This is a genomic window from Sulfitobacter sp. 1A15258 (genome assembly GCF_043557045.1).
GTDB lineage: Bacteria > Pseudomonadota > Alphaproteobacteria > Rhodobacterales > Rhodobacteraceae > Sulfitobacter > Sulfitobacter faviae.
Genome location: NZ_JBIFFK010000002.1, coordinates 1 through 19,252, shown reverse-complemented (window position 1 = coordinate 19,252; position 19,252 = coordinate 1). Strand labels below are relative to the sequence as shown.

Below are 19,252 nucleotides of genomic sequence, written 5' to 3'. Positions count from 1 at the left end.
CCCGATGCCCGTAGCTGACCCTTCCGCCCTCGCCTTTTTGCAAAACCGCCGCTCGCGCCCGGCCAAGACACTGGACCTGCCGGTGCCCGATGCCGAGGCCCTGCGCCCGCTTCTCACCGCCGCCGCGCGCACACCGGATCATGGCAAGTTGGAGCCTTGGCGTTTCGTGGTCATCGACCGTGCCGCGATGGCGCGTTTGGCCGAGGTGGTCGAGACACGCGGCGCGGCGCTTGGCCTTGGGGCCGAGGACATTGCCAAGGGGCGTGGCCAGTTCGATCAGGGCAACCTTGCCGTGGCGGTGATCGAGGTGCAAAAACCCTCACCCAAAATTCCGCCGCTGGAGCAGACCTATTCCGCCGGGGCGGTTTGCCTCGCGCTTCTGAATGCCGCCCTCGCCGCAGGCTGGGGCGCCAATTGGCTGAGCGGTTGGCCCGCCCATGACCGGGGCTTTATGGAAGAGGGCTTGGCCCTCGCCCCGCATGAGCGCATCGCGGGCATCATTCACATCGGCACCGAAACCACCGCCCCGCCGGAGCGTCCGCGCCCGGACATCGACGGGATCACCACATGGCTGTAAACGCGATCCTCAGGTCATTCACCCGGGCGCTTGGCCAATTGGGCGATGCGCGCTTTCGCAAGGTGGTGCTCTTGGGCGTGGGCCTGTCGCTGGCGCTGCTGATCGCGGCCACGGCGGGCTTTGCCTATCTGGTGGACTGGGTCACCCCCGAAGACGCTTGGCTGCCCGTGCTGGGAGAGGTCAACTGGCTCGACGATCTGCTGAGTTGGAGCGCGCTGATCCTGCTCATGGTGCTTTCGGTCTTCCTGATGGTGCCCGTGGCCTCGGCGATCACCTCGATGTTTCTCGATGAGGTGGCCGACGCGGTGGAAGAGGTGCACTACCCCCATCTGCCCCCCGCGAACCAAGTCGGCATGGGCGACGCCATCCGCGACACGGTAAATTTCATGGGCGTGTTGGTAGGGGCGAACCTGCTGGCGCTGGTGCTTTACCTGCTCTTCGCCCCAGCGGCGCTGTTTATCTTCTGGGGGCTGAACGGGTTTCTGCTGGGGAGGGAGTATTTCACCCTCGCCGCGCTGCGCCGCCACGGGCGGGACGAGACCAAGCGCCTGCGCCGCCGCCATGCGGGCACGATCTGGATGGCCGGGGTGCTGATGGCGGTGCCGCTCTCGGTGCCGCTGCTGAACCTGCTGATCCCGATCCTAGGCGCGGCGACCTTTACCCACCTGTACCATGCGTTGGTGCCGCATTCGGATGCAGCCAACCTTCGATATCCGCCACGCTGATCCAGCCCGACAGAATGATCGTCGCACTGATCGCCCAGATGATCGCGGCGACCAGCGTGGTCCACAGCGCCTTGCGGCCCAGATGATGCTGCTCGGGCGCGCCCGCGTGAGTGCCCGGCACCACCTCGCCCGCGTCGCCTTGGGTTTGCACCCGGATCGGCAGGGCGATCAGGAATGTCATCGACCAGATGACGGCAAAGAGGACGAGCCCCGAAACGATCCCCATGATCAGACCTCCTCAAGCTCGACGAGCGCGCCGTTGAAATCCTTGGGGTGCAGGAACAGCACCGGCTTGCCATGGGCGCCTATCTTAGGCTCGCCCGAGCCCAGAACCCGTGCGCCGGTGGATTTCAGATGGTCCCGCGCCGCAATGATGTCATCGACCTCATAGCAGATGTGGTGGATGCCGCCCGCCGGGTTCTTTTCCAGGAAGCCGTTGATCGGGCTGTCATCGCCCAAGGGGTGCAGCAATTCGATCTTGGTGTTCGGAAGCTCGATAAAGATCACTGTGACCCCGTGGTCAGGTTCGGCCTGCGGCGCGCCGACCTTGGCACCAAGCGCGTGGCGATACTGATCCGCCGCCGCTTCGAGATCCGGCACGGCGATGGCCACATGGTTAAGACGTCCGATCATCCTGAATGCTCCTCGTGATTTGCCAGCTTTATGCCCGTCACCCCGGTAAACAACAATGCGTCACGTTAACGCGTCATTAGCCAACGCGGCGTAACGATGGCGCAGCAGTTGTTGATGGAGGCGATGATGGACGATACCGACCCCTTTGAAAGACCGACCCTCACCCCCACGGCGGAGCGGCCTCTGCTGGGCCTTACCGTTCTGGTGGTGGAAGACAGCCGTTTCGCCTGTGAGGCGATGCGCCTGCTCTGCCTGCGCTCCGGCGCGCGGATCAGACGGGCGGATTGCCTGCGCTCGGCCCGGCGGCATTTGCAGGTTTACCGCCCTACCGTGGCTCTCGTCGACCTTGGCCTGCCCGACGGCAGCGGGTTGGACCTGATTGCCGAACTTGTTCACAGCACACCACGGGTCGAGGCGATCATCGCCATTTCCGGCGACAGCCATATGGAGCCTGACGCCCGTGCGGCGGGGGTGGATGGCTTCCTGTCCAAGCCGATCACCTCGCTGTCCTCCTTTCAGCAAGCCATCCTCGCCGCGCTGTCCGACGACCGCCGCCCCCGGGGGCCGCGCATCCTGCCGGATGAGGATGTGACCCCGGACCGGATCGGTTTCCAAGATGACATTGCCCATATCGCTGACGTGCTGGGGGATGCGCCCGACAATCAAACGCTGGATTACGCCGCGCAATTCCTGTGCGGGGTGGCCCGTTCGGCCAATGACCAACGTTTGGAAGAAGCCGCCCGCGCCTTGGCCCATAAACGCGCCCTCGGCCAACCCGCGGGGCCTGAGACCGCAGCCATCACCGGGATGATCCGGCACCGCCTTACTGAAAGGCTGGCGATCTAGCCTGACGGGTTAAAGCGTCGGATCCCTGGCCACCCGGACAAGGCGGGTCAGATCGCCAAGCCGCTCTTTTTGCTGCCCCTGCCCGTCGAAATTGCCGGGGGCAAGCCAAACCTCGAACGCCTCTTTCAGCGCGGGCCATTCCGTGTCGATCGCGGCGAACCAAGCCGTGTCGCGGTTGCGCCCCTTGACGATGGTCGCCTGCCGAAAGACACCCTCGTAACTCAGCCCCAGACGCTGCGCCGCGCGGCGCGACGGACGGTTGAGCGCGTCGCACTTCCACTCGAATCTGCGATAGCCCGCCTCGAAGGCCCATTGCATCATCAGGAATATCGCCTCGGTCGCCGCCGGGGTGCGCTGAAGCGCGGGGCTGAAGTTGATATGGCCCACTTCGATGCTGCCCGCCTCGGGCTTGATCCGCAGGAAGCTCGCCACGCCCAGCCATTGGTCCCGCGCGCGGTCTTTCACCGCCATGAAATAGGGATCGGCCTTTCCCGCATTGTCGCGCACCCAACGGTGGTACTGCGCCGCCGACGAGAATGGCCCGTAGGGCAGATAATCCCAAACGTGATCCTCCCCCAGATAGGCGGGATAGAGCAGCGCCGCGTGTTTCTCGGCCGACAGCGGTTCCAACACTACATGACGGCCGGTGAGCACGTCACCCCCCGGGCGCGGCGGCTTGGACCAATTCTCAACAAGGGGCCCAACGGGGCGCGGGTCAGATTTACTGTTCATGGAAAAGTTATGCACCGGCGTTCTCGAGCCGCCAAGCTGAATAAACTTGAAATAATCGCATCAGACCCCAGTCTTGGCCTCCAAGCTACACATTGATGCCACAATCAGCCTTCAGCATCGTCGCAACCGCAAAGGCCCGGGAGGGTGAGATGAGCCAGCACGCCAAAGACAGCGCGACAGCCGCAAAGCCGGTCGACTGGATCGTTGTGGGCGCGAATGCGCTTGGGCTGGTCGTCGTCGCCTTGGCGGCTTTTCACGCGCAAACCGGCGGGCTGTTTCAAGAGGTTGCCAGCCAAACGGCGCAGGGCACGGTCTTCTAAGGCGGGAACCTGCCGGTGACTGCGGCGTTAGCCACAGGTAACACCAAAGGATTTTCCCATGCCCTCCATCTATGACGCGATCAAAGAAGATCATGATGAACACCGCGCCCTGTTGAACACCATCGCTGACACCGAAGGCGACAGCGCCGAGCGCCGCAAAGCTTGGGACCGCTTTTACCATGACGTGAAATCCCACGCCGCCGCCGAGGAAGAGACCTTTTATTCCACGCTGATGTCCGAAACATGGGGCCAAGATCACGCCCGCCATTCGGTGCATGAGCACCAGCAGCTTGACGACATCATGGAGGAATTGCGCGAAACCGATATGTCCTCGTCGGCTTGGCTGACTCGTTTCAAGCAGCTCAAGCACGATTATGAGCATCACATGGATGAGGAAGAAGACGAGCTTTTCACCCGTGCCAAGAAGGTTATCGGCGAGGAACAAAACGGCGCCTTCGGCGACAAGTTCCTGAAGCGTAAGGAAAAGGAAGCCAAACTCATCGAGGAAAAGCGCGAAGACAGCCTTGAGGATTGACCCAAGCCGCTCTTCCCTGCTAAATGTGTTCCCTTAACGTTCTTGTGGATATCTAGCCCCGCCGGGCAGGTTGCGGTTGCAAGAAAGCCCGAGGGAACGCAATATATTGGATATGAGCGATAATCCATCACAAGACCTACGCGACTTCCTGGGCAAAGACCGGTTTGGATGCGTCATGGCGGACCCGCCGTGGCGCTTTACCAACCGCACCGGCAAGGTCGCGCCCGAGCATAAGCGCTTGGCCCGTTATCCCACGATGACGGTTGAGGATATCTGCGGCCTGCCCGTGGCCGATCACCTCGAAGACCGCGCGCATTGCTACATGTGGGTGCCAAATGCGCTCCTGCCCGAAGGGTTGCAGGTGCTCAAGGCTTGGGGGTTTGAGTATAAATCCAACATCATCTGGCACAAAATCCGCAAGGATGGCGGCAGTGATGGGCGCGGCGTGGGTTTCTACTTCCGCAATGTGACCGAGATTTTGCTTTTCGGGGTGCGTGGTAAGAACGTGCGCACGCTCGACGCCGGGCGGCGGCGGGTGAACATGCTGCAAACCCGAAAGCGCGAACATTCGCGCAAGCCGGATGAGCAATATGACCTGATCGAAAGCTGCTCTTGGGGCCCCTACCTCGAACTCTTCGGGCGTGGCGTGCGCGAGGGTTGGACCGTTTGGGGCAATCAGGCCGAGGCGGATTACAAGCCCGATTGGAAGACCTACAGCTACAATTCCAGTGTCGCGGCTGAGTAATCTGGCGCGGCGCATCGACGACGCGGTTTTCGACGACGAAAGGCTTGTCGAAGATCTGCTGCCCGTCGATCTGCGCGACCGCTATTCCGTCACCAGCTACCGCAGCGCCGCCGCCGTTCTGCAACAACGCGCGCCAGAAGAGCTTGCCGCGATCATCCGCGTGCTGCGCCAATTCACCATCAGCCGTGATGAGATTCGCGCGCCGGGGGGCAACCGCATGTCGGCCACCACCCGTTTCGCGCAATATGCGGCAGCCGAGAATTTCCATGAGGAGGTGCGGATCAAGGCTGATCTCTTGGTGCAACTCACCGCTGGCAAAGGCGACAGCGCCCCCGAGGTTGACCGCATCATCCGCGAGGATTTCATCCACAACCATATGGTCGATTTCTGGCGTGGCCGGGTGGCGTTCGACTATGAATGGAACAGCAAAGACCAGACTTACGACCGTGACCTTTACGCCTTTCGCAGCTTCTTCGAAGCGGGGGTGATCGACGTGGGCGTCATCGTGACGCGCGAACTGTCGAACGACTTTTTCAAATCGCTCGGCAATTGCTTGGACAAGTTCGGCAATGAGACCGACAAGACCGTCAGCGCGAAATTCGGGGCCAGCACCACCGGCACCCACAAGCTGATCAGCCGGATCGCCGCCGGGCGCAGCGGCGGCTGCCCGGTTCTGGTGCTGGGCATCCTACCGGGCAATATCACCCCCGACTGACCCGGGGGCGAGACTTCATTCAGACAGGATCACTCCTGCGGGATGACCCGCAGCCCCAGTTCCATCAGCTGATCGCTGCTGGGCTCGGAGGGGGCGTTCATCATCAGGTCTTCGGCACGCTGGTTCATCGGGAAGAGAATGACTTCGCGGATGTTCTGCTCTTCGGCCAGCAGCATCACGATCCGGTCAATGCCTGCCGCACAACCACCGTGGGGCGGGGCGCCATATTGGAAGGCGTTGACCATGCCGCCAAAGCGCTTGCGCACCTCGTCTTCGCCGTAGCCGGCAATCTCGAAAGCTTTGAACATGATCTCGGGCTTGTGGTTCCGGATCGCGCCCGAAACCAGTTCGTAGCCGTTGCAGGCGAGATCGTACTGGTAGCCCAGCACCTTGAGCGGATCGCCCTCCAGCGCTTCCATCCCGCCTTGGGGCATGGAGAAGGGGTTGTGCTCAAAGTCGATTTTACCGGTCTCTTCGTCGCGCTCATAAATCGGGAAATCCACGATCCAAGCAAAGGCGAAACGCTCCTTGTCGGTGAGGTTCAACTCCTCGCCGATGACGTTGCGCGCACGGCCCGCGACGGCCTCAAAGCTCTTCGGCTTGCCGCCGAGGAAGAAGGCCGCATCGCCGACGCCCAGACCCAACTGCTGGCGGATCGCCTCAGTACGCTCAGGCCCGATGTTCTTGGCCAGCGGGCCTGCCGCCTCCATTCCGTTGCCCTGATCGCGCCAGAAGATATAGCCCATGCCGGGCAACCCTTCTTTCTGCGCGAAGGCGTTCATGCGGTCGCAGAACTTGCGGCTGCCGCCTGTGGGCGCGGGGATGGCGCGGATTTCGGTGCCTTCCTGCTCAAGCAGTTTGGCAAAGATCGCGAAGCCGGAATCGCGGAAATGTTCGCTCACCACCTGCATCTTGATCGGGTTGCGCAGGTCGGGCTTGTCGGAGCCATACCACAGGGCGGCGTCCTTGTAGGAAATCTGCTCCCAAGTCTCGTCGACCTTCTTGCCGCCGCCGAACTCTTCGAAGATGCCTGCGATCACCGGTTGGATCGTGTCGAAGACGTCCTGCTGCGTGACAAAGGACATCTCCATGTCGAGCTGGTAGAAATCGGTGGGCGAGCGGTCGGCGCGCGGGTCTTCGTCGCGGAAGCAGGGCGCGATCTGGAAGTATTTGTCAAAGCCCGAAACCATGAGCAGCTGTTTGAACTGCTGCGGGGCCTGCGGCAGGGCGTAGAACTTGCCCGGATGCAGACGCGACGGCACGAGGAAGTCGCGCGCGCCCTCGGGGGAGGAGGCGGTGATGATCGGCGTCTGGAACTCGCGGAAGTTCTGATCCCACATGCGTTTGCGGATCGAGGCCACCACGTCAGAGCGCAGCGCCATGTTCTTTTGCATCTTCTCGCGGCGCAGGTCGAGGTAGCGATAGCGCAGACGTGTCTCTTCGGGGTATTCCTGATCGCCGAAGACCTGAAGCGGCAGTTCCGCGGCAGAACCCAAGATTTCGATGTCGCGCGCGTATACTTCGATCTCGCCCGTGGGCAGCTTGGGGTTCACAAGGCTCTCGTCGCGCGCCTTCACGGTGCCGTCGATGCGCACGCACCATTCCGCACGGACCTTTTCCATCTCGGCGAAGGCCGGGCTGTCAGGGTCGCAGATGACCTGAGTGATCCCGTAATGGTCGCGCAGGTCCAAAAACAGCACACCGCCGTGGTCCCGCACCCGGTGCACCCAGCCGGACAGGCGCACATTGTCACCCTTGTTCTCAAGGCTCAGATCGGCACAGGTATGGCTGCGATAGGCGTGCATGATGGTCCCTTCCTAGGGCTATTTCAGGTTTCGCGCAGGTACACCGTTTGACGGTCGGGAAGTCAAGACTTTGCTGCCACGCGCCCCCACAATAATAGGAGGTTTCCGCGCCTAGACCCCCAGCCTAGGTCCTGCGCGATCCCGCTTTGGAGGGTCAGCTAGAGCGCAAGCGCATCCAAAAGCTGCTCTCTTTTCGCTTCTGCCTTCGGGATCGATTGGGTGATCTGGCCGCGCTGCATGACGTGGAAATGATCCGCGTTGTTATAGGCAAAATCAAAGTTCTGCTCGACCAGCATGATGGCCAACTCCCCCCGATCGCGCAGAAGCCGGATCGTGCGGCCAATCATCTGGATAATATTGGGCTGTATCCCCTCGGTGGGTTCATCCAACAGCAGCACGCTGGGTCGCGCGATGAGTGCGCGGGCAATGGAAAGCTGCTGTTGTTGCCCGCCAGACAGGTCCCCCCCGCGCCGGGTCTTCATCTCAGCGAGGACGGGGAAGAGATCAAAAATGTCATCCGGGATCCTGCGCTCGGACTTGGGCAGGCATGCAAAGCCCGTCTCAAGGTTCTCTTGCACGGTCATCAGCGGAAAAATCTCACGCCCCTGCGGCACATATCCGACGCCCGCCTTGGCCGAGAGCGCCGCACGCCCCGGTTGCAATTCCACGCCATTAAGCCTGATCGCCCCGTCTGAGAAAGGATGCCGCCCGGCGATGGCTTTGAGCAGGCTGGTCTTGCCGACCCCATTCGTGCCGGTCACGCAGGTCACCTGCCCCACGGGCGCGTTCAAGGTGATGTCATGGAGGATCTGGGATTGCCCGTATTTCAGGCTCAGGTTCTCAATCTCCAGCATCGGTGCGCCCCAAGTATACGTCAATTACAGTCTGATTGTTGGTCACATGGTCCAGTGACCCTTCGGCCAGCACCGATCCTTCGTGCAATACGGTCACCTTGCAGTTCAGCCGCCGCACGAACTCCATATCATGCTCCACCACGATAACAGCGCGAGTCTCGGCCGCCTTTTTCAGGATGTCGGTGGTGTGCTCGCGCTCATGCGCGGTCATGCCTGCGGCGGGCTCATCCACCAGCAGCAGGCGCGGCGATTGCGCAAGCAGCATCCCGATCTCCAGCCATTGTTTTTGCCCGTGGCTCAACTCTCCGGCAGGGCGGGAGAGATGGGCGGTCAGGTTGATCTCATCGGCGATCTGTTCAAGCCGCGCCGCCCCCTCTGCACTCTTGCGATAGAACAGGACCGAGAAGGTGCCCCGCGGGTTCTTGAGTGCCATGGCAAGGTTTTCGCGCACGCTTTGCGCCTCGAAAACCGTGGGCTTTTGAAACTTGCGCCCGATCCCCAGCATGGCGATCTGGCTTTCGGACAGACCGATGAGCGAGCGGCTGTCTTCGCCGAAGCGAATATAGCCCTCATCCGGCTTCGTCTTGCCGGTGATGATATCCATGAAGGTGGTTTTGCCCGCCCCATTGGGGCCGATGACGGCCCGCAACTCCGGCTCCCCGATCTGAAGGCTCAGGTTCTTGATCGCCTGAAACCCGTCAAAGGATTTCGAAATTCCGGACATTTCCAACAGAGAGCTCATGACTTGCGCACCAGTTTGTCAAAGAGGCCGCCGATGCCCTTGGGCGCAAACAGCGTGATAAGTACAAAGCTGAGACCAAGCAGCACCAGCCACCAGTCGACCCAATGGATCGTATAGACCCCCAGATCGATGCTGGGCGCACCGCCCCCTGTGAACCAACTGGACAGAAGCGAGACCACCGCCGCCCCGATGACCGCCCCGTAAAGCCGCCCTCGCCCGCCAATGGCGACCCAGACCGCCAGATAGATCGAGGCGATGGGCGCGATTTCAGCCGGGTTGATGATGCCCGCCTGCGGGTAATAGAGCGCGCCCGCGATGCCTGCGACGATGGCAGTGATGGTAAAGACGAATAGCTTATAGCTCTCCACATGATAGCCGAGGAAACGAACGCGCGATTCATCGTCGCGGATGGCTTGGATGATATTGCCCAGCTTGCTGTCGGTGATCCAAGCGAAGAACAGGTAGCCCAATGCGAGGGCCAAGGCGGAGGCGAGGAAGAAGACGATTGAGACCACGTCTTGCCCGCTGTCGGCGAAACCGGGGATGTTTTGCAGCCCCGACAGGCCATTGTTGCCCCGCAGCCCGCTGTCGTTCTGGAAGAGGTAAAGCGCCAGCGCCAGTGTCATCGCTTGGGTTAGGATCGACAGGTAGACCCCATTGACGCGGCTGCGGAAGGCAAGCCAGCCAAAGACCAGCGCCAGCGCGCCGGGGATCAGCACGACGAAGGCCAATTGAATCCACAGGCTGTCCGCAAGGGCCCAGATCAGCGGAAAGTCGGATGAGCCGACAACCCCGAAAATCTGGTTTCCGATGGCGTCCGAAATCTCCTGCGGCGTGGGCGGGATGGTCTGACCGGCGAGGCTGTCGGCCACGATGATCTCAGTGCGCGCATACATGAGCCACATCCCGATGGCGTAGCCCCCGATCCCGAAAAAGGCGAAATGCCCAAGGCTAAGGATGCCGCAATACCCCCAGACCACATCCATCGCGATGGCCACAAGGCACAGGCAAAGGGTCTTGCCCAGCGTCTTGACGAAAGAGGTCGAGACAAGCCCGGTGCCGACCGCTTCGGACATCACCGTGACAAGGGCCGTGAACAGGCCCAGCGCGGCGAGGAAGTAGAGAACCGAAGGATTGCGCCCGATGAAGGAACTGCGTTGGCTGTGCGTCTGGGTCATGACTCAATCCGCCGCTGCCCGGCCTTTGGGGGCGACAATGCCCTTGGGCCGGAATTGAATGAACAGGATGATGAAAAGGATCATGTAGGTCTGGGCCGCCAGCGTGTTGGAGGGGTTCAACCACTCGATCCCCTTTTGCAGGAAGCCGATCAGCCCCGCGCCCGCCAGCGTGCCGAAGACCGATCCGACACCGCCCACCACGACGGTCATAAAGCTTTGCACGATGTAATTCGTGCCCATCTCAGAGGTGACCTGCGCATAAAGCCCGATGCCGACGCCCGCGACCCCGGCGATGCCGGAGCCCAGTCCGAAGGTCATCATGTTGATGCGATCCGGGTTGATCCCCATCGAGGCCGCCATGCCGGGGTTTTGCGTCACCGCGCGCACCTCCAAGCCAAGGCGCGTGCGCTTGAGGATATACAGCAGCAAGAACAGAAAGATCAGCGCCAGCACGAATATGGCGATGCGGATGAAGCTGATCTGAACCACATCCGAAATCACCAGCGCCCCGCGCAGCCATTCGGGCGATGTCAGCGGACGGGCCTGCGTGCCAAAGATGTTCTTGGCGATCTGCTGCAGAGCGATCGAGATGCCGAAGGTCGCCAAGAGGGTTTCAAGCGGGCGATGGTAGAGATGGCGGATCACCAGCCGCTCCATCGCGACGCCCGCGCCAAAGGTGACAGCAAAGGCCAGCGGCAGCGCGATCAGAAGCGACACCGTGTAATCGGGAACGATGAGCTGCACCACATAGCCCGTATAGGCCCCCATCATGATAAACTCGCCATGGGCCATGTTGATGACCCCCATCTGCCCAAAGGTGATCGCGAGCCCAATCGCGGCGAGGAAATAGATCGAGGCCAGCGAAAGACCGTCGAGTGTCAAATCCAACGTCTGCGCCCAGCCAACCCGCGTTTCGACCGCGTCGAGCGTGGCGCGGGCCGCATCGGTGATCGCGGCGTCCTCCTCTGCGTAGCGTTCATAAAAAACTGCGTTCTGCAAAGCGGTGTCGATATCATCCTGCGTTACCAGAGGCGGCACGCTGCCCGCCTCGGCAAGCGCGCGATAGGCATCCAAACGCCGCGCCGGGTCGTCCAACTGCGCCAGAGGAACGCCGCCCACACGGCCATCGACGATATTGGCTTCCAGCGCCGCGCGTATCTCGCCTTGTGGCACGATTGCTGGGGCGAGGCCCGCCTCCACCAGCGTCTCATAGCTTGCCGAGGGTGCTGCCGTGGGATCAAGAATGCGGGCGATGTTCCCCTCGGGTTGCTGTTCGGCCACGCCGGTCTTGGCCGAGAGGATCTGGCTCAGCACCGCCCGCGCTTCGAGTGAGGTATCGGAGGACAGGCTTTCAATCGCGCGAATGCGCTCATCAGCCGCCTGCCCAAAGCGCGCGGTCAGGAAATTGGCCAATTGCTCCTTGCGCGCGCGCAGGGCGGAGTCATCCTCCCCGTCGAGGGAGGCCAGGAGCGGGCCAAGCTGGCTGGCATCACTGCGGCGTGCAATGCTTTCAAGCGCGGCGCGGCGGCGCGCAGGGTCGGGATCGGACAGTTGAAACTGCACCAATGCGGTGCCAATGACCCGCCGCACGCCACCATTGGGGCGCAATTGGCTGAACCCATCCGAGGGCGCGGTGGCCTCCTCGCCCGTATCTATGTCGCGCAGCGCGAGTGTATCATCCGCCTCGGCCCCAAAGTAGAACAGGCCCGAGGTATCGTCTTGCCAGACGTTCCGCTCGGCCCATTGCTCCAGAAAGGCTGGCACCTGCGGCAGGCCCGAAGCCACCAGATCGTCCAATAGGACACCGACCGATTTACGCGAGGGTTTGACCACCTCTGCTTCGTGGGTCTGCAAAAGGGACTGGAGGTCCTGAGCGGATGCAAAACCGACAGAGGCCAGCAAGCACATCAGGCTGAGCAGCATTCGAACCATGAGGTATGGGGCTTTCGAAGAGGGAGTGGTCAAAACGGATGCCGGGCACGGCTGAGGACGCGCCCGGCTCTTGAGTTCAGTAGTTTGAAGTCAACTGAACGCAGGTCTCGGTCTCTTTGTTGTACATGCCGCACTCAAGGTCTTTCCAGTCGGAGACCAGAACCGCCGATTCAGGCAGGAAATCCGTCCATGCATCGCCCGGGACTTCTTCGGTCTGGCTGATGATGTCGAATTGGCCGTCTTCGGTGATTTCACCGATCAACACAGGCTTGGCGAGGTGGTGATTGGGCAGCATGACAGCCGTCCCGCCTGTGAGGTTGGGGAATTCCTGCCCATACATCGCCGCACGCACCGCATCCACATCCGTGGTGCCTGCTTCAGTGACCGCGTTCACCCACATGTTGAAACCGATGTAATGCGCCTCCATCGGGTCATTGGTCACCCGGTCTTCTCCCATCGCCTCTTTCCACGCGGCGACCCATTCGTCATTCTGCTCGGATTCAGCCGATTGGAAGTAGTTCCAAGCCGCGAGGTGCCCCACGAGGTCAGCGGTATCGAGGCCCGAAAGCTCTTCCTCCCCGACCGAGAAGGCGACGACCGGAATGTCATCGGCAGAGATGCCCGCCGCGGCCAGTTCTTTGTAAAAGCCGATATTCGCATCGCCATTGATGGTTGAGATCACGCCCACCTGCGAGCCATCCGCGCCCAGTTCGACCACATCCGACACGATCGTGGACCAGTCGGAATGGCCGAAAGGCGTATAGTTGACGAAGATGTTCTCTTCGGGAATGCCCTTGTCCAGCAGATATTGCTCAAGAATGTTGTTGGTGGTTCTGGGATAGACATAGTCAGTCCCCAGCAGCGCAAATTTCTCGACGCCCAGTTCCTCAAGGAAATAATCGGTGGCCGGAATCGCCTGCTGGTTCGGGGCCGCACCGGTGTAGAACACATTGCGCGAGCTTTCCTCGCCCTCATACTGGACCGGGTAGAACATCAGGCCGTTCAGCTCTTCCAGAACGGGCAGCGCGGATTTGCGCGAGACCGAGGTCCAAGAGCCAAAGATGACATCCACCTCGGAGACGGTGAGAAGCTCACGCGCCTTTTCGGCGAACAGGGGCCAGTCGGAAGCCGGGTCAACGACAACCGCTTCGATCTCACATCCCAGCAAGCCGCCCGCGGCGTTCTGCTGCGCGATCAAAAGCTCCATCGTGTCTTTCAATGTCGTCTCGGAAATGGCCATCGTCCCCGAGAGGGAGTGCAGCACGCCAACCTTGATCGGGTCCTCGCATTCTGCGGCGGCGGCTGAACCCGCGATCAATAGCGCAGCGGTCGCAGTAAATGTGCGTTTGGTGGAAAGTTTCATGACGGTATCCCCGTTAGGTGTGCGGAGGAGCAAAGACGCGATGATGCCTCTTCCACACAGCGTTTATTGTTATCGCGCGCGGATGCCCCCCTTGCCGGACAACTCCCTTGGCGCCGCCCCATAGCGAGGCCCCTGCAGCCTCAATTTCAGGGCGCGTTGCAACAAGCCCTAACCCAAGGTCGCTTTCTGCGGCGCAGCAATAACGCCCTTCGATTGGGCGATTTGAGGTGGACCTGCCAAAATTTGGGCGCTGAGCGCATGGATTTTGGCAAGCTCGGGGCATCGGCCTACGGGTTGCACCACATATTGTGATGTTATAACGTTACTAATATTATCCATAGCAGAGCCCACAAACCATGCCCGCCACCGACAAACGCATTCCCGTTACTCTGCTGACCGGCTTCCTCGGCGCGGGGAAAACCACGCTGCTCAATCACATCGTCTCAAGCGAAGAGGCCCCCAAAATCGCGGTCGTCGTGAATGAATTCGGTGAGGCCGGGCTTGACCACGATCTGATCGAAACCGCCGACGAAGAGGTCATCCTCATGCAATCGGGCTGCCTGTGCTGCTCGATCAGGGGGGATCTGTCGCGGACGCTGCAAGACCTCAAGCGCCGCAGGCAGACGTGGCGCGTGCAATTCGACCGCGTTGTGATCGAGACGACGGGGCTGGCCGATCCCGGCCCCATTCTCCAGACCTTTTTGGCCGATCCCTATCTGGCCCGCAAATTCCGCGTGGACGGGGTGGTGACGGTCGTCGATGCCGCGAATGGGCCGGACACGCTGGATCAGCAGTTCGAAGCCGTCTCGCAGGTGGCGATGGCCGACCTGCTGGTGCTCAGCAAATCCGACTTGGTGACCCAGCAAGCGCTCGCCGCCTTTGAAAGCAGGCTGCGCGACCTCAATCAAACGGCGCGCATCATCAAGGCCGAACGCGGGCTTATCCCGGTTGCATCGCTCTGGGGGCTCAGCGGTATGCGGCGGGCGGTTGATGCGAGCAACGTTATGGAATGGCTCACGCCCGTCCAAGCGGCGGTTCCGTTCGACAACCTCTCGGGCTTCGCCGCGCCCTCGGCATCCGCGCCTATGATGCAAACCCACCAACATGATGCGCGGATCGGGTCGGCCTCCATCGTGCTAGACGCACCGATCCCGGCCGAGGCTTTCGACCTTTGGCTCGACACGCTGGTCAGGCTGCGCGGGTCCGATCTTTTGCGGGTCAAAGGCATCGTGCATCTGGAAGACGTCCCCACCCCTTTTGTCTTTCACGGGGTCCAGCATCTTTTCGATCCGCCCGTCCCCCTGCGCGACTGGCCAAAGGACGACCAGCAATCCCGCATCGTCGTCATCGCCCGCGACATGACCAACCCCGAACTGAACCGGAGCCTCGATATGCTGCGCGCCCGGCGCGATGGGCCTGAGCGGCAGGCGGGATAGCAGCTTGACCCGGCATGGCTCTTCGGCCACAGATTATGGCGATGGTTTCCAGCCGCCGCAGCGGCGTCTGGGATGAAAAGGGAATACGGTAAGGCAAGCAACGCGCGCCGAAACCGTAACTGCCCCCGCAACTGTGAGCGGTGAGTGACCCCGGCAAAAACCACTGAGCTTAAGGCTTGGGAAGGTTCGGGCGAACGTCGATCCGCGAGTCAGGAGACCTGCCATCACCGGCGCCGAGAGGGGCCGTAATTGCAACTCAACCCAGACGGGGTGTCTGGTTAGGAGAACATGATGGCGACAGGGAAACTCCCCTGCTGTAGAACATGGCTGCTCGATCCCCCGCGCGTTCGCGGAGGGCGACATGGATACGCATCAGAACCACAGGATTACGGTTTGCACCTCATGCAAACACAAAGGCACGGATTGCCGCCCGGGCTTTGACCTGATCCAGAGGCTGAGCGCCGCAATCGCGGCAGCCGGCGCGGCGATCCCTGAGGATTTCGAGGTCGCGGGCGTGGCCTGTATGGCGGGCTGCGATCGCCCCTGCACGGTGGCCTATCACGCCAGCGCAAAGGCGACCTACCTCTTTGGCGACGTCGACCCTGACGAAGACATCGACGACCTTGTGGCCTTCGCCCAGCACTATGCCACACTGAATGACGGCTGGTGCTCTTCGCTGGACCGCCCCGGCAAACTGCGCAAATCCACCCTTGCGCGGGTGCCCGCGGCGATGATCGAGCTGAAACCCAGCCACCTGCGCGTCTCATGAGAGCCGCCGACCTTGCAGTAAAGGATGTAAGCTGGGCGCCGGGAAAATCGGGCCAGCCGGTTCTGCACCCTACGTCCTTTACCGTCGCAGCGGGCGGCGTTCTGGGCGTGCTGGGGCCGAATGGCGCGGGCAAATCCACCCTCTTGCGCTTGCTCTACCGTTTTCAACCGCCCCAGACGGGGTCGATCCATGTGGGCGGGCAGGATATTTGGTCCCTCTCCGCCCGTGCCGCCGCTAGGCGCATCGCCGCCGTCTTGCAAGAACAGACGCCGTCCTTTGGGCTGACGGTCTTGGAGATCGTCCGCCTTGGCCGCACGCCTCATCGCGCGGCGTTTTCGTCATCAAGCCGGAAAGATGAGCAGATCATCGACCGCGTCTTGGACCGGCTCAGTCTGCGCCCCCTCGCCCACCGCGATGTCGGCACCCTTTCGGGCGGGGAAAGGCAGCGCGTTATGGTCGCCCGCGCCTTGGCACAGGAGCCGCAGGTCTTGGTCCTGGATGAGCCGACCAACCACCTCGATATACGCCACCAGCTTGAAATCGTGTCACTGATCCGCGGTTTGAACATGACCATCGTCGTCTCGCTTCATGATCTCAATATGGCCGATGGCATCTGTGACGAGGTGCTGGTGCTGAAAGAAGGCTATCCGCAGGGCTTCGGCCCGCCAAATACGGTTTTGACCGATGATCTCGTCTCAAAAACATTTCGCGTCGACGCGCAGCGCGAGCGGCTCACCCCCAGCGGCGCGGCGCATTTCTCTTTCGCCCTTCCAGATTGAAACGGAAAACTCTTATGAAACTTACTCTCACCACCCTCGCCGCCCTGATGATCGCCGGATCGGCGATTGCCCAGACCACCGTGCAAAGCTGCGACCGCGAAGTCACCTTCGATCACCCGCCCCAAGCCGCGGTCGCCAATGACGTGAACCTGCTTGAGATGATGCTGGTGCTCGGCCTCGCAGACCGCATGGTGGGCTATACCGGCATCTCGGGCTGGAACAAACTGGACCAAGAGATGACCGCAGGTGTCGCGGCGCTACCGGAACTGTCGTCAAAATACCCCTCGCGTGAGGTGCTGATCGGGGCGGATGCCGACTTCTTCTTTGCCGGTTGGAACTACGGCATGAAGGTCGGCGGCGAGGTGACGCCGGAAACGCTCGCCCCCTTCGGCATTCAAGTCTATGAACTCACCGAAAGCTGCATCCATATCGGTCAAAAAGCCCCATCCTCGATGGAGGATATGTATAACGATCTGCGCAATCTCGGCACGATCTTCGACGTCTCGGATCGCGCCGAGCGCTTGATCGAAGGCTACCAAGCCGAGCTCGACGCATTCCTAGCGGCGCTGCCCCCGCTTGAGACCGCCCCCCGGGTCTTTGTCTATGACAGCGGCGAAGATGTGCCCTTCACCGCCGGGGCCTATGCCATGCCAAACGCCTTGATCGAGGCCGCAGGCGGCACGAACATCATGAACGACCTCGAGAAAAGCTGGGCCACCGTCGGTTGGGAGGCCGTGGTCGCGCGCGATCCCGAAGTCATCGTGATCGTCAACTACGGCGAAGTCACCGCCGATCAAAAGCGCGCTTTCATGATGGAGAACCCCGCCTTTGCCGACATCGACGCCGTGCGCAACGACCGTTTCGTCGTGCTGGAATATGTCGAGGCCACGCCCGGCCCGCGCAACATCGAAGCGGTCAAAACCCTCGCCACCGCGTTTCGGGGGCAGTGAGCATTCATGACGTTTAAACCGCGATCGATAGCGCCTCGGAAACCCACGCGGGGGGTGTGGATCACTTGCCTGTTCGGCATCGCGATCCTGCTGGCATCGCTGTCGATTGCGGTGAGCGTGGGAGCCGTCGTGGTCCCCGTCGAAACCGTCTGGGGCATCTTGGCCAACAAGGCCGCCCCCGGCGCCGTGGCTGTGGACTGGTCCGCCGGGCGGGAGGCCATCGTTTGGAACATCCGCCTGCCGAGAGCCATCCTTGCCTGTTTGGTCGGAGCGGGATTGGCGATCGTCGGCGCAAGCCTTCAGGCCGTCACCCGCAATCCGCTAGCAGACCCGCATCTGCTGGGCATTTCGGCAGGTGGCGCATTCGGCGCCATTCTGGCCCTGCTGCACACGGGGCTGTTCCTCGGAGGGCTGACCGTCCCCCTGCTCGCCTTCCTCGGCTCGCTCGGGGCGATATTGATCGTTCTTGCCGTCACGCAATTCGCGGCCGCCACCAGCGCCGACCGGCTGGTTTTGGCGGGCGTCGCCGTGTCCTTCATCGTCATGTCCGCTGCCAATGTGCTGATTTTTCTTGGCGATCCACGGGCAACACATACGGTCGTGTTCTGGATGCTCGGCGGCCTCGGCTTGGCGGGATGGGATCAGCTTATCTACCCCGCCGTGATCCTGCTGGGCTGCGGCGCCTATCTCTGGCTCAGGTCAGGCCACCTGAACGCCTTGACCGTCGGCGATGAAACCGCCACCACCCTCGGCATCCCCGTCGCGCGTTTCCGGCTCACGATCTTCGTCATCGGCGCCCTGATCACGGGGGTCATGGTCGCCTTCTCTGGAGTGATCGGCTTCGTCGGCCTGATGATCCCCCACATCGTGCGCCTCTTGGTCGGCGGCGACTACCGCCGCCTGCTCCCTATCACAGCCCTATGCGGCGCCGTGTTCCTCTTGTGGGCGGACATCGTGGCCAGAACCATCATGGCCCCCGACGATATGCCCATCGGCATCGTTACGGGACTGATCGGCGGCGTGTTTTTCGTCTGGTTGCTGCGGCGGCGGATACGGTGAGGCGCATTACAATGAGAGACGCTCGAACCGGGCGCTGAACCACTGACCCGCCCCTGTGCTAAACTCTCTTTCCTTCTACCGACGCAAATAGTCCTCTTCGCAAAGCCGGCGGAACACGAATTTGAACAGGGGCAGAGCAAAGGGACATCCCCTCAAATGCAGAAAGACCCGCCGGCAAGGGCGAGTCTTTCTGAAAGCGATACTTCGCTAATATTGGTTGCGGGAGTAGGATTTGAACCTACGACCTTCAGGTTATGAGCCTGACGAGCTACCGGGCTGCTCCATCCCGCGCCAATGCCCTCCGTTTAGACTTATAGTGCGGGAGCTGCAAGCGCATTCGAACAGAAAATAGTAATTTTTCTTGAGATTTTTTCCGGCACGCTTACCGTTCGCGCCGCCAAAGTTCGAAGGCCGCTGGAAAGCCCCCTCAAACGCAAAACCGCCGCAGCTTTGCGCTGCGGCGGTTTTGTTAATCTGATTATCGTAGAGAGATACTGTAGTCTAGGAACTTATTAGGTTTGGCGATGACCTACTCTCCCACGTCTTAAGACGCAGTA

The 19,252-nt window shown here is 61.5% G+C and carries 21 protein-coding genes, 1 tRNA gene and 1 riboswitch; of the genes, 12 read left to right on the top strand and 10 right to left on the bottom strand.

The features are described from left to right. Positions 1–4: 4 nt before the first annotated feature. Together ACGYK9_RS04265 and ACGYK9_RS04260 are read left to right on the top strand one after the other, a co-directional pair. On the top strand, positions 5–577 hold the full coding sequence (locus tag ACGYK9_RS04265) for a nitroreductase family protein (protein WP_394412626.1): 573 nt from the start codon (positions 5–7) through the stop codon (positions 575–577). After that, positions 568–1,302, top strand: coding sequence for an EI24 domain-containing protein (locus ACGYK9_RS04260; RefSeq protein ID WP_394412629.1), 735 nt, complete (start codon positions 568–570; stop codon positions 1,300–1,302). Before ACGYK9_RS04265 ends, ACGYK9_RS04260 begins: the two co-directional genes overlap by 10 nt. On the opposite strand, the gene ACGYK9_RS04255 is transcribed toward ACGYK9_RS04260, so the two are convergent. Next, a complete protein-coding gene (locus tag ACGYK9_RS04255; protein ID WP_067261517.1) occupies positions 1,235–1,528 on the bottom strand; it encodes a DUF1467 family protein in 294 nt (97 codons plus the stop codon). The genes ACGYK9_RS04260 and ACGYK9_RS04255 overlap by 68 nt on opposite strands. Before the next feature lie 2 nt (positions 1,529–1,530). Further along, positions 1,531–1,935 carry a methylmalonyl-CoA epimerase gene (gene mce / locus ACGYK9_RS04250; protein ID WP_243265831.1) on the bottom strand — a complete coding sequence of 135 codons (405 nt, stop codon included), beginning with the start codon at positions 1,933–1,935 and terminating at the stop codon, positions 1,531–1,533. A 126-nt stretch (positions 1,936–2,061) separates the two neighbouring features. Between mce and ACGYK9_RS04245 the strand changes: the two genes are divergently transcribed. Beyond that, entirely contained in the window at positions 2,062–2,781 is a 720-nt protein-coding gene (locus ACGYK9_RS04245; protein WP_394412676.1) for a response regulator, read from the top strand. Positions 2,782–2,790: 9 nt separating this feature from the next. On the opposite strand, the gene ACGYK9_RS04240 is transcribed toward ACGYK9_RS04245, so the two are convergent. Continuing rightward, positions 2,791–3,513 (bottom strand): GNAT family N-acetyltransferase, encoded by a 723-nt coding sequence (locus tag ACGYK9_RS04240; protein WP_394412634.1) that lies wholly within the window; start codon positions 3,511–3,513, stop codon positions 2,791–2,793. Between the two features lie 149 nt (positions 3,514–3,662). Between ACGYK9_RS04240 and ACGYK9_RS04235 the strand changes: the two genes are divergently transcribed. The 4 genes from ACGYK9_RS04235 (at position 3,663) to ACGYK9_RS04220 (ending at position 5,828) form a co-directional block, all read left to right on the top strand. Continuing rightward, positions 3,663–3,833: a hypothetical protein gene (locus ACGYK9_RS04235; RefSeq protein ID WP_394412637.1), complete on the top strand. Its 171-nt coding sequence runs from the start codon at positions 3,663–3,665 to the stop codon at positions 3,831–3,833. Between the two features lie 58 nt (positions 3,834–3,891). Further along, positions 3,892–4,368 (top strand): hemerythrin domain-containing protein, encoded by a 477-nt coding sequence (locus tag ACGYK9_RS04230; protein WP_394412639.1) that lies wholly within the window; start codon positions 3,892–3,894, stop codon positions 4,366–4,368. A gap of 112 nt (positions 4,369–4,480) precedes the next feature. Next, positions 4,481–5,113, top strand: a complete 633-nt coding sequence (locus ACGYK9_RS04225) for an MT-A70 family methyltransferase (RefSeq protein ID WP_394412642.1) — start codon at positions 4,481–4,483, stop codon at positions 5,111–5,113. Continuing rightward, on the top strand, positions 5,097–5,828 hold the full coding sequence (locus tag ACGYK9_RS04220) for a BglII/BstYI family type II restriction endonuclease (protein WP_271688922.1): 732 nt from the start codon (positions 5,097–5,099) through the stop codon (positions 5,826–5,828). The genes ACGYK9_RS04225 and ACGYK9_RS04220 overlap by 17 nt, the downstream gene beginning before the upstream one ends. A gap of 29 nt (positions 5,829–5,857) precedes the next feature. On the opposite strand, the gene aspS is transcribed toward ACGYK9_RS04220, so the two are convergent. From aspS to urtA, 6 genes are all read right to left on the bottom strand, one after another. After that, the gene (aspS, locus tag ACGYK9_RS04215) at positions 5,858–7,633 is read right to left on the bottom strand and encodes an aspartate--tRNA ligase (protein WP_271692371.1); all 1,776 of its coding nucleotides are present in this window, start codon (positions 7,631–7,633) and stop codon (positions 5,858–5,860) included. A 158-nt stretch (positions 7,634–7,791) separates the two neighbouring features. Beyond that, positions 7,792–8,487 (bottom strand): urea ABC transporter ATP-binding subunit UrtE, encoded by a 696-nt coding sequence (urtE, locus tag ACGYK9_RS04210; RefSeq protein ID WP_394412645.1) that lies wholly within the window; start codon positions 8,485–8,487, stop codon positions 7,792–7,794. Next, complete coding sequence (gene urtD, locus ACGYK9_RS04205) at positions 8,474–9,229, bottom strand: urea ABC transporter ATP-binding protein UrtD (RefSeq protein ID WP_394412648.1); 756 nt, start codon at positions 9,227–9,229, stop codon at positions 8,474–8,476. Before urtD ends, urtE begins: the two co-directional genes overlap by 14 nt. Further along, positions 9,226–10,407, bottom strand: a complete 1,182-nt coding sequence (urtC, locus tag ACGYK9_RS04200; RefSeq protein WP_394412650.1) for an urea ABC transporter permease subunit UrtC — start codon at positions 10,405–10,407, stop codon at positions 9,226–9,228. Before urtC ends, urtD begins: the two co-directional genes overlap by 4 nt. A gap of 3 nt (positions 10,408–10,410) precedes the next feature. After that, positions 10,411–12,339 carry an urea ABC transporter permease subunit UrtB gene (gene urtB, locus ACGYK9_RS04195; protein WP_394412653.1) on the bottom strand — a complete coding sequence of 643 codons (1,929 nt, stop codon included), beginning with the start codon at positions 12,337–12,339 and terminating at the stop codon, positions 10,411–10,413. A 76-nt stretch (positions 12,340–12,415) separates the two neighbouring features. Then, the gene (gene urtA / locus ACGYK9_RS04190; protein WP_394412656.1) at positions 12,416–13,702 is read right to left on the bottom strand and encodes an urea ABC transporter substrate-binding protein; all 1,287 of its coding nucleotides are present in this window, start codon (positions 13,700–13,702) and stop codon (positions 12,416–12,418) included. A 356-nt stretch (positions 13,703–14,058) separates the two neighbouring features. On the opposite strand from urtA, the gene ACGYK9_RS04185 reads away from it, so the two are divergent. From ACGYK9_RS04185 to ACGYK9_RS04165, 5 genes are all read left to right on the top strand, one after another. Beyond that, positions 14,059–15,138 carry a CobW family GTP-binding protein gene (locus tag ACGYK9_RS04185; RefSeq protein WP_394412659.1) on the top strand — a complete coding sequence of 360 codons (1,080 nt, stop codon included), beginning with the start codon at positions 14,059–14,061 and terminating at the stop codon, positions 15,136–15,138. A 25-nt stretch (positions 15,139–15,163) separates the two neighbouring features. Continuing rightward, positions 15,164–15,379: riboswitch (cobalamin riboswitch) on the top strand. A 120-nt stretch (positions 15,380–15,499) separates the two neighbouring features. Continuing rightward, positions 15,500–15,907, top strand: a complete 408-nt coding sequence (locus ACGYK9_RS04180; protein ID WP_394412662.1) for a DUF1636 family protein — start codon at positions 15,500–15,502, stop codon at positions 15,905–15,907. Continuing rightward, positions 15,904–16,686 (top strand): ABC transporter ATP-binding protein, encoded by a 783-nt coding sequence (locus tag ACGYK9_RS04175; protein WP_394412664.1) that lies wholly within the window; start codon positions 15,904–15,906, stop codon positions 16,684–16,686. The genes ACGYK9_RS04180 and ACGYK9_RS04175 overlap by 4 nt, the downstream gene beginning before the upstream one ends. A 14-nt stretch (positions 16,687–16,700) precedes the next feature. Continuing rightward, entirely contained in the window at positions 16,701–17,636 is a 936-nt protein-coding gene (locus tag ACGYK9_RS04170) for an ABC transporter substrate-binding protein (protein ID WP_394412667.1), read from the top strand. A 54-nt stretch (positions 17,637–17,690) separates the two neighbouring features. Further along, positions 17,691–18,695: a FecCD family ABC transporter permease gene (locus ACGYK9_RS04165; protein WP_394412670.1), complete on the top strand. Its 1,005-nt coding sequence runs from the start codon at positions 17,691–17,693 to the stop codon at positions 18,693–18,695. A gap of 214 nt (positions 18,696–18,909) precedes the next feature. Here ACGYK9_RS04165 and ACGYK9_RS04160 read toward each other — a convergent pair. Further along, positions 18,910–18,986, bottom strand: a tRNA-Met gene (locus ACGYK9_RS04160). Positions 18,987–19,252 lie beyond the last annotated feature (266 nt).

What these genes read in the sequence shown, in the direction of transcription:
- mce (WP_243265831.1), bottom strand. Translation starts at nt 1,935, where the DNA reads ATGATCGGACGTCTTAACCATGTGGCCATCGCCGTGCCGGATCTCGAA.
- aspS (WP_271692371.1), bottom strand. Translation starts at nt 7,633, where the DNA reads ATGCACGCCTATCGCAGCCATACCTGTGCCGATCTGAGCCTTGAGAAC.
- urtE (WP_394412645.1), bottom strand. Translation starts at nt 8,487, where the DNA reads ATGCTGGAGATTGAGAACCTGAGCCTGAAATACGGGCAATCCCAGATC.
- ACGYK9_RS04255 (WP_067261517.1), bottom strand. Translation starts at nt 1,528, where the DNA reads ATGGGGATCGTTTCGGGGCTCGTCCTCTTTGCCGTCATCTGGTCGATG.
- ACGYK9_RS04230 (WP_394412639.1), top strand. Translation starts at nt 3,892, where the DNA reads ATGCCCTCCATCTATGACGCGATCAAAGAAGATCATGATGAACACCGC.
- ACGYK9_RS04245 (WP_394412676.1), top strand. Translation starts at nt 2,062, where the DNA reads ATGGACGATACCGACCCCTTTGAAAGACCGACCCTCACCCCCACGGCG.
- urtD (WP_394412648.1), bottom strand. Translation starts at nt 9,229, where the DNA reads ATGAGCTCTCTGTTGGAAATGTCCGGAATTTCGAAATCCTTTGACGGG.
- urtC (WP_394412650.1), bottom strand. Translation starts at nt 10,407, where the DNA reads ATGACCCAGACGCACAGCCAACGCAGTTCCTTCATCGGGCGCAATCCT.
- urtA (WP_394412656.1), bottom strand. Translation starts at nt 13,702, where the DNA reads ATGAAACTTTCCACCAAACGCACATTTACTGCGACCGCTGCGCTATTG.
- urtB (WP_394412653.1), bottom strand. Translation starts at nt 12,339, where the DNA reads ATGGTTCGAATGCTGCTCAGCCTGATGTGCTTGCTGGCCTCTGTCGGT.
- ACGYK9_RS04170 (WP_394412667.1), top strand. Translation starts at nt 16,701, where the DNA reads ATGAAACTTACTCTCACCACCCTCGCCGCCCTGATGATCGCCGGATCG.
- ACGYK9_RS04175 (WP_394412664.1), top strand. Translation starts at nt 15,904, where the DNA reads ATGAGAGCCGCCGACCTTGCAGTAAAGGATGTAAGCTGGGCGCCGGGA.
- ACGYK9_RS04260 (WP_394412629.1), top strand. Translation starts at nt 568, where the DNA reads ATGGCTGTAAACGCGATCCTCAGGTCATTCACCCGGGCGCTTGGCCAA.
- ACGYK9_RS04265 (WP_394412626.1), top strand. Translation starts at nt 5, where the DNA reads ATGCCCGTAGCTGACCCTTCCGCCCTCGCCTTTTTGCAAAACCGCCGC.
- ACGYK9_RS04185 (WP_394412659.1), top strand. Translation starts at nt 14,059, where the DNA reads ATGCCCGCCACCGACAAACGCATTCCCGTTACTCTGCTGACCGGCTTC.
- ACGYK9_RS04225 (WP_394412642.1), top strand. Translation starts at nt 4,481, where the DNA reads ATGAGCGATAATCCATCACAAGACCTACGCGACTTCCTGGGCAAAGAC.
- ACGYK9_RS04180 (WP_394412662.1), top strand. Translation starts at nt 15,500, where the DNA reads ATGGATACGCATCAGAACCACAGGATTACGGTTTGCACCTCATGCAAA.
- ACGYK9_RS04235 (WP_394412637.1), top strand. Translation starts at nt 3,663, where the DNA reads ATGAGCCAGCACGCCAAAGACAGCGCGACAGCCGCAAAGCCGGTCGAC.
- ACGYK9_RS04240 (WP_394412634.1), bottom strand. Translation starts at nt 3,513, where the DNA reads ATGAACAGTAAATCTGACCCGCGCCCCGTTGGGCCCCTTGTTGAGAAT.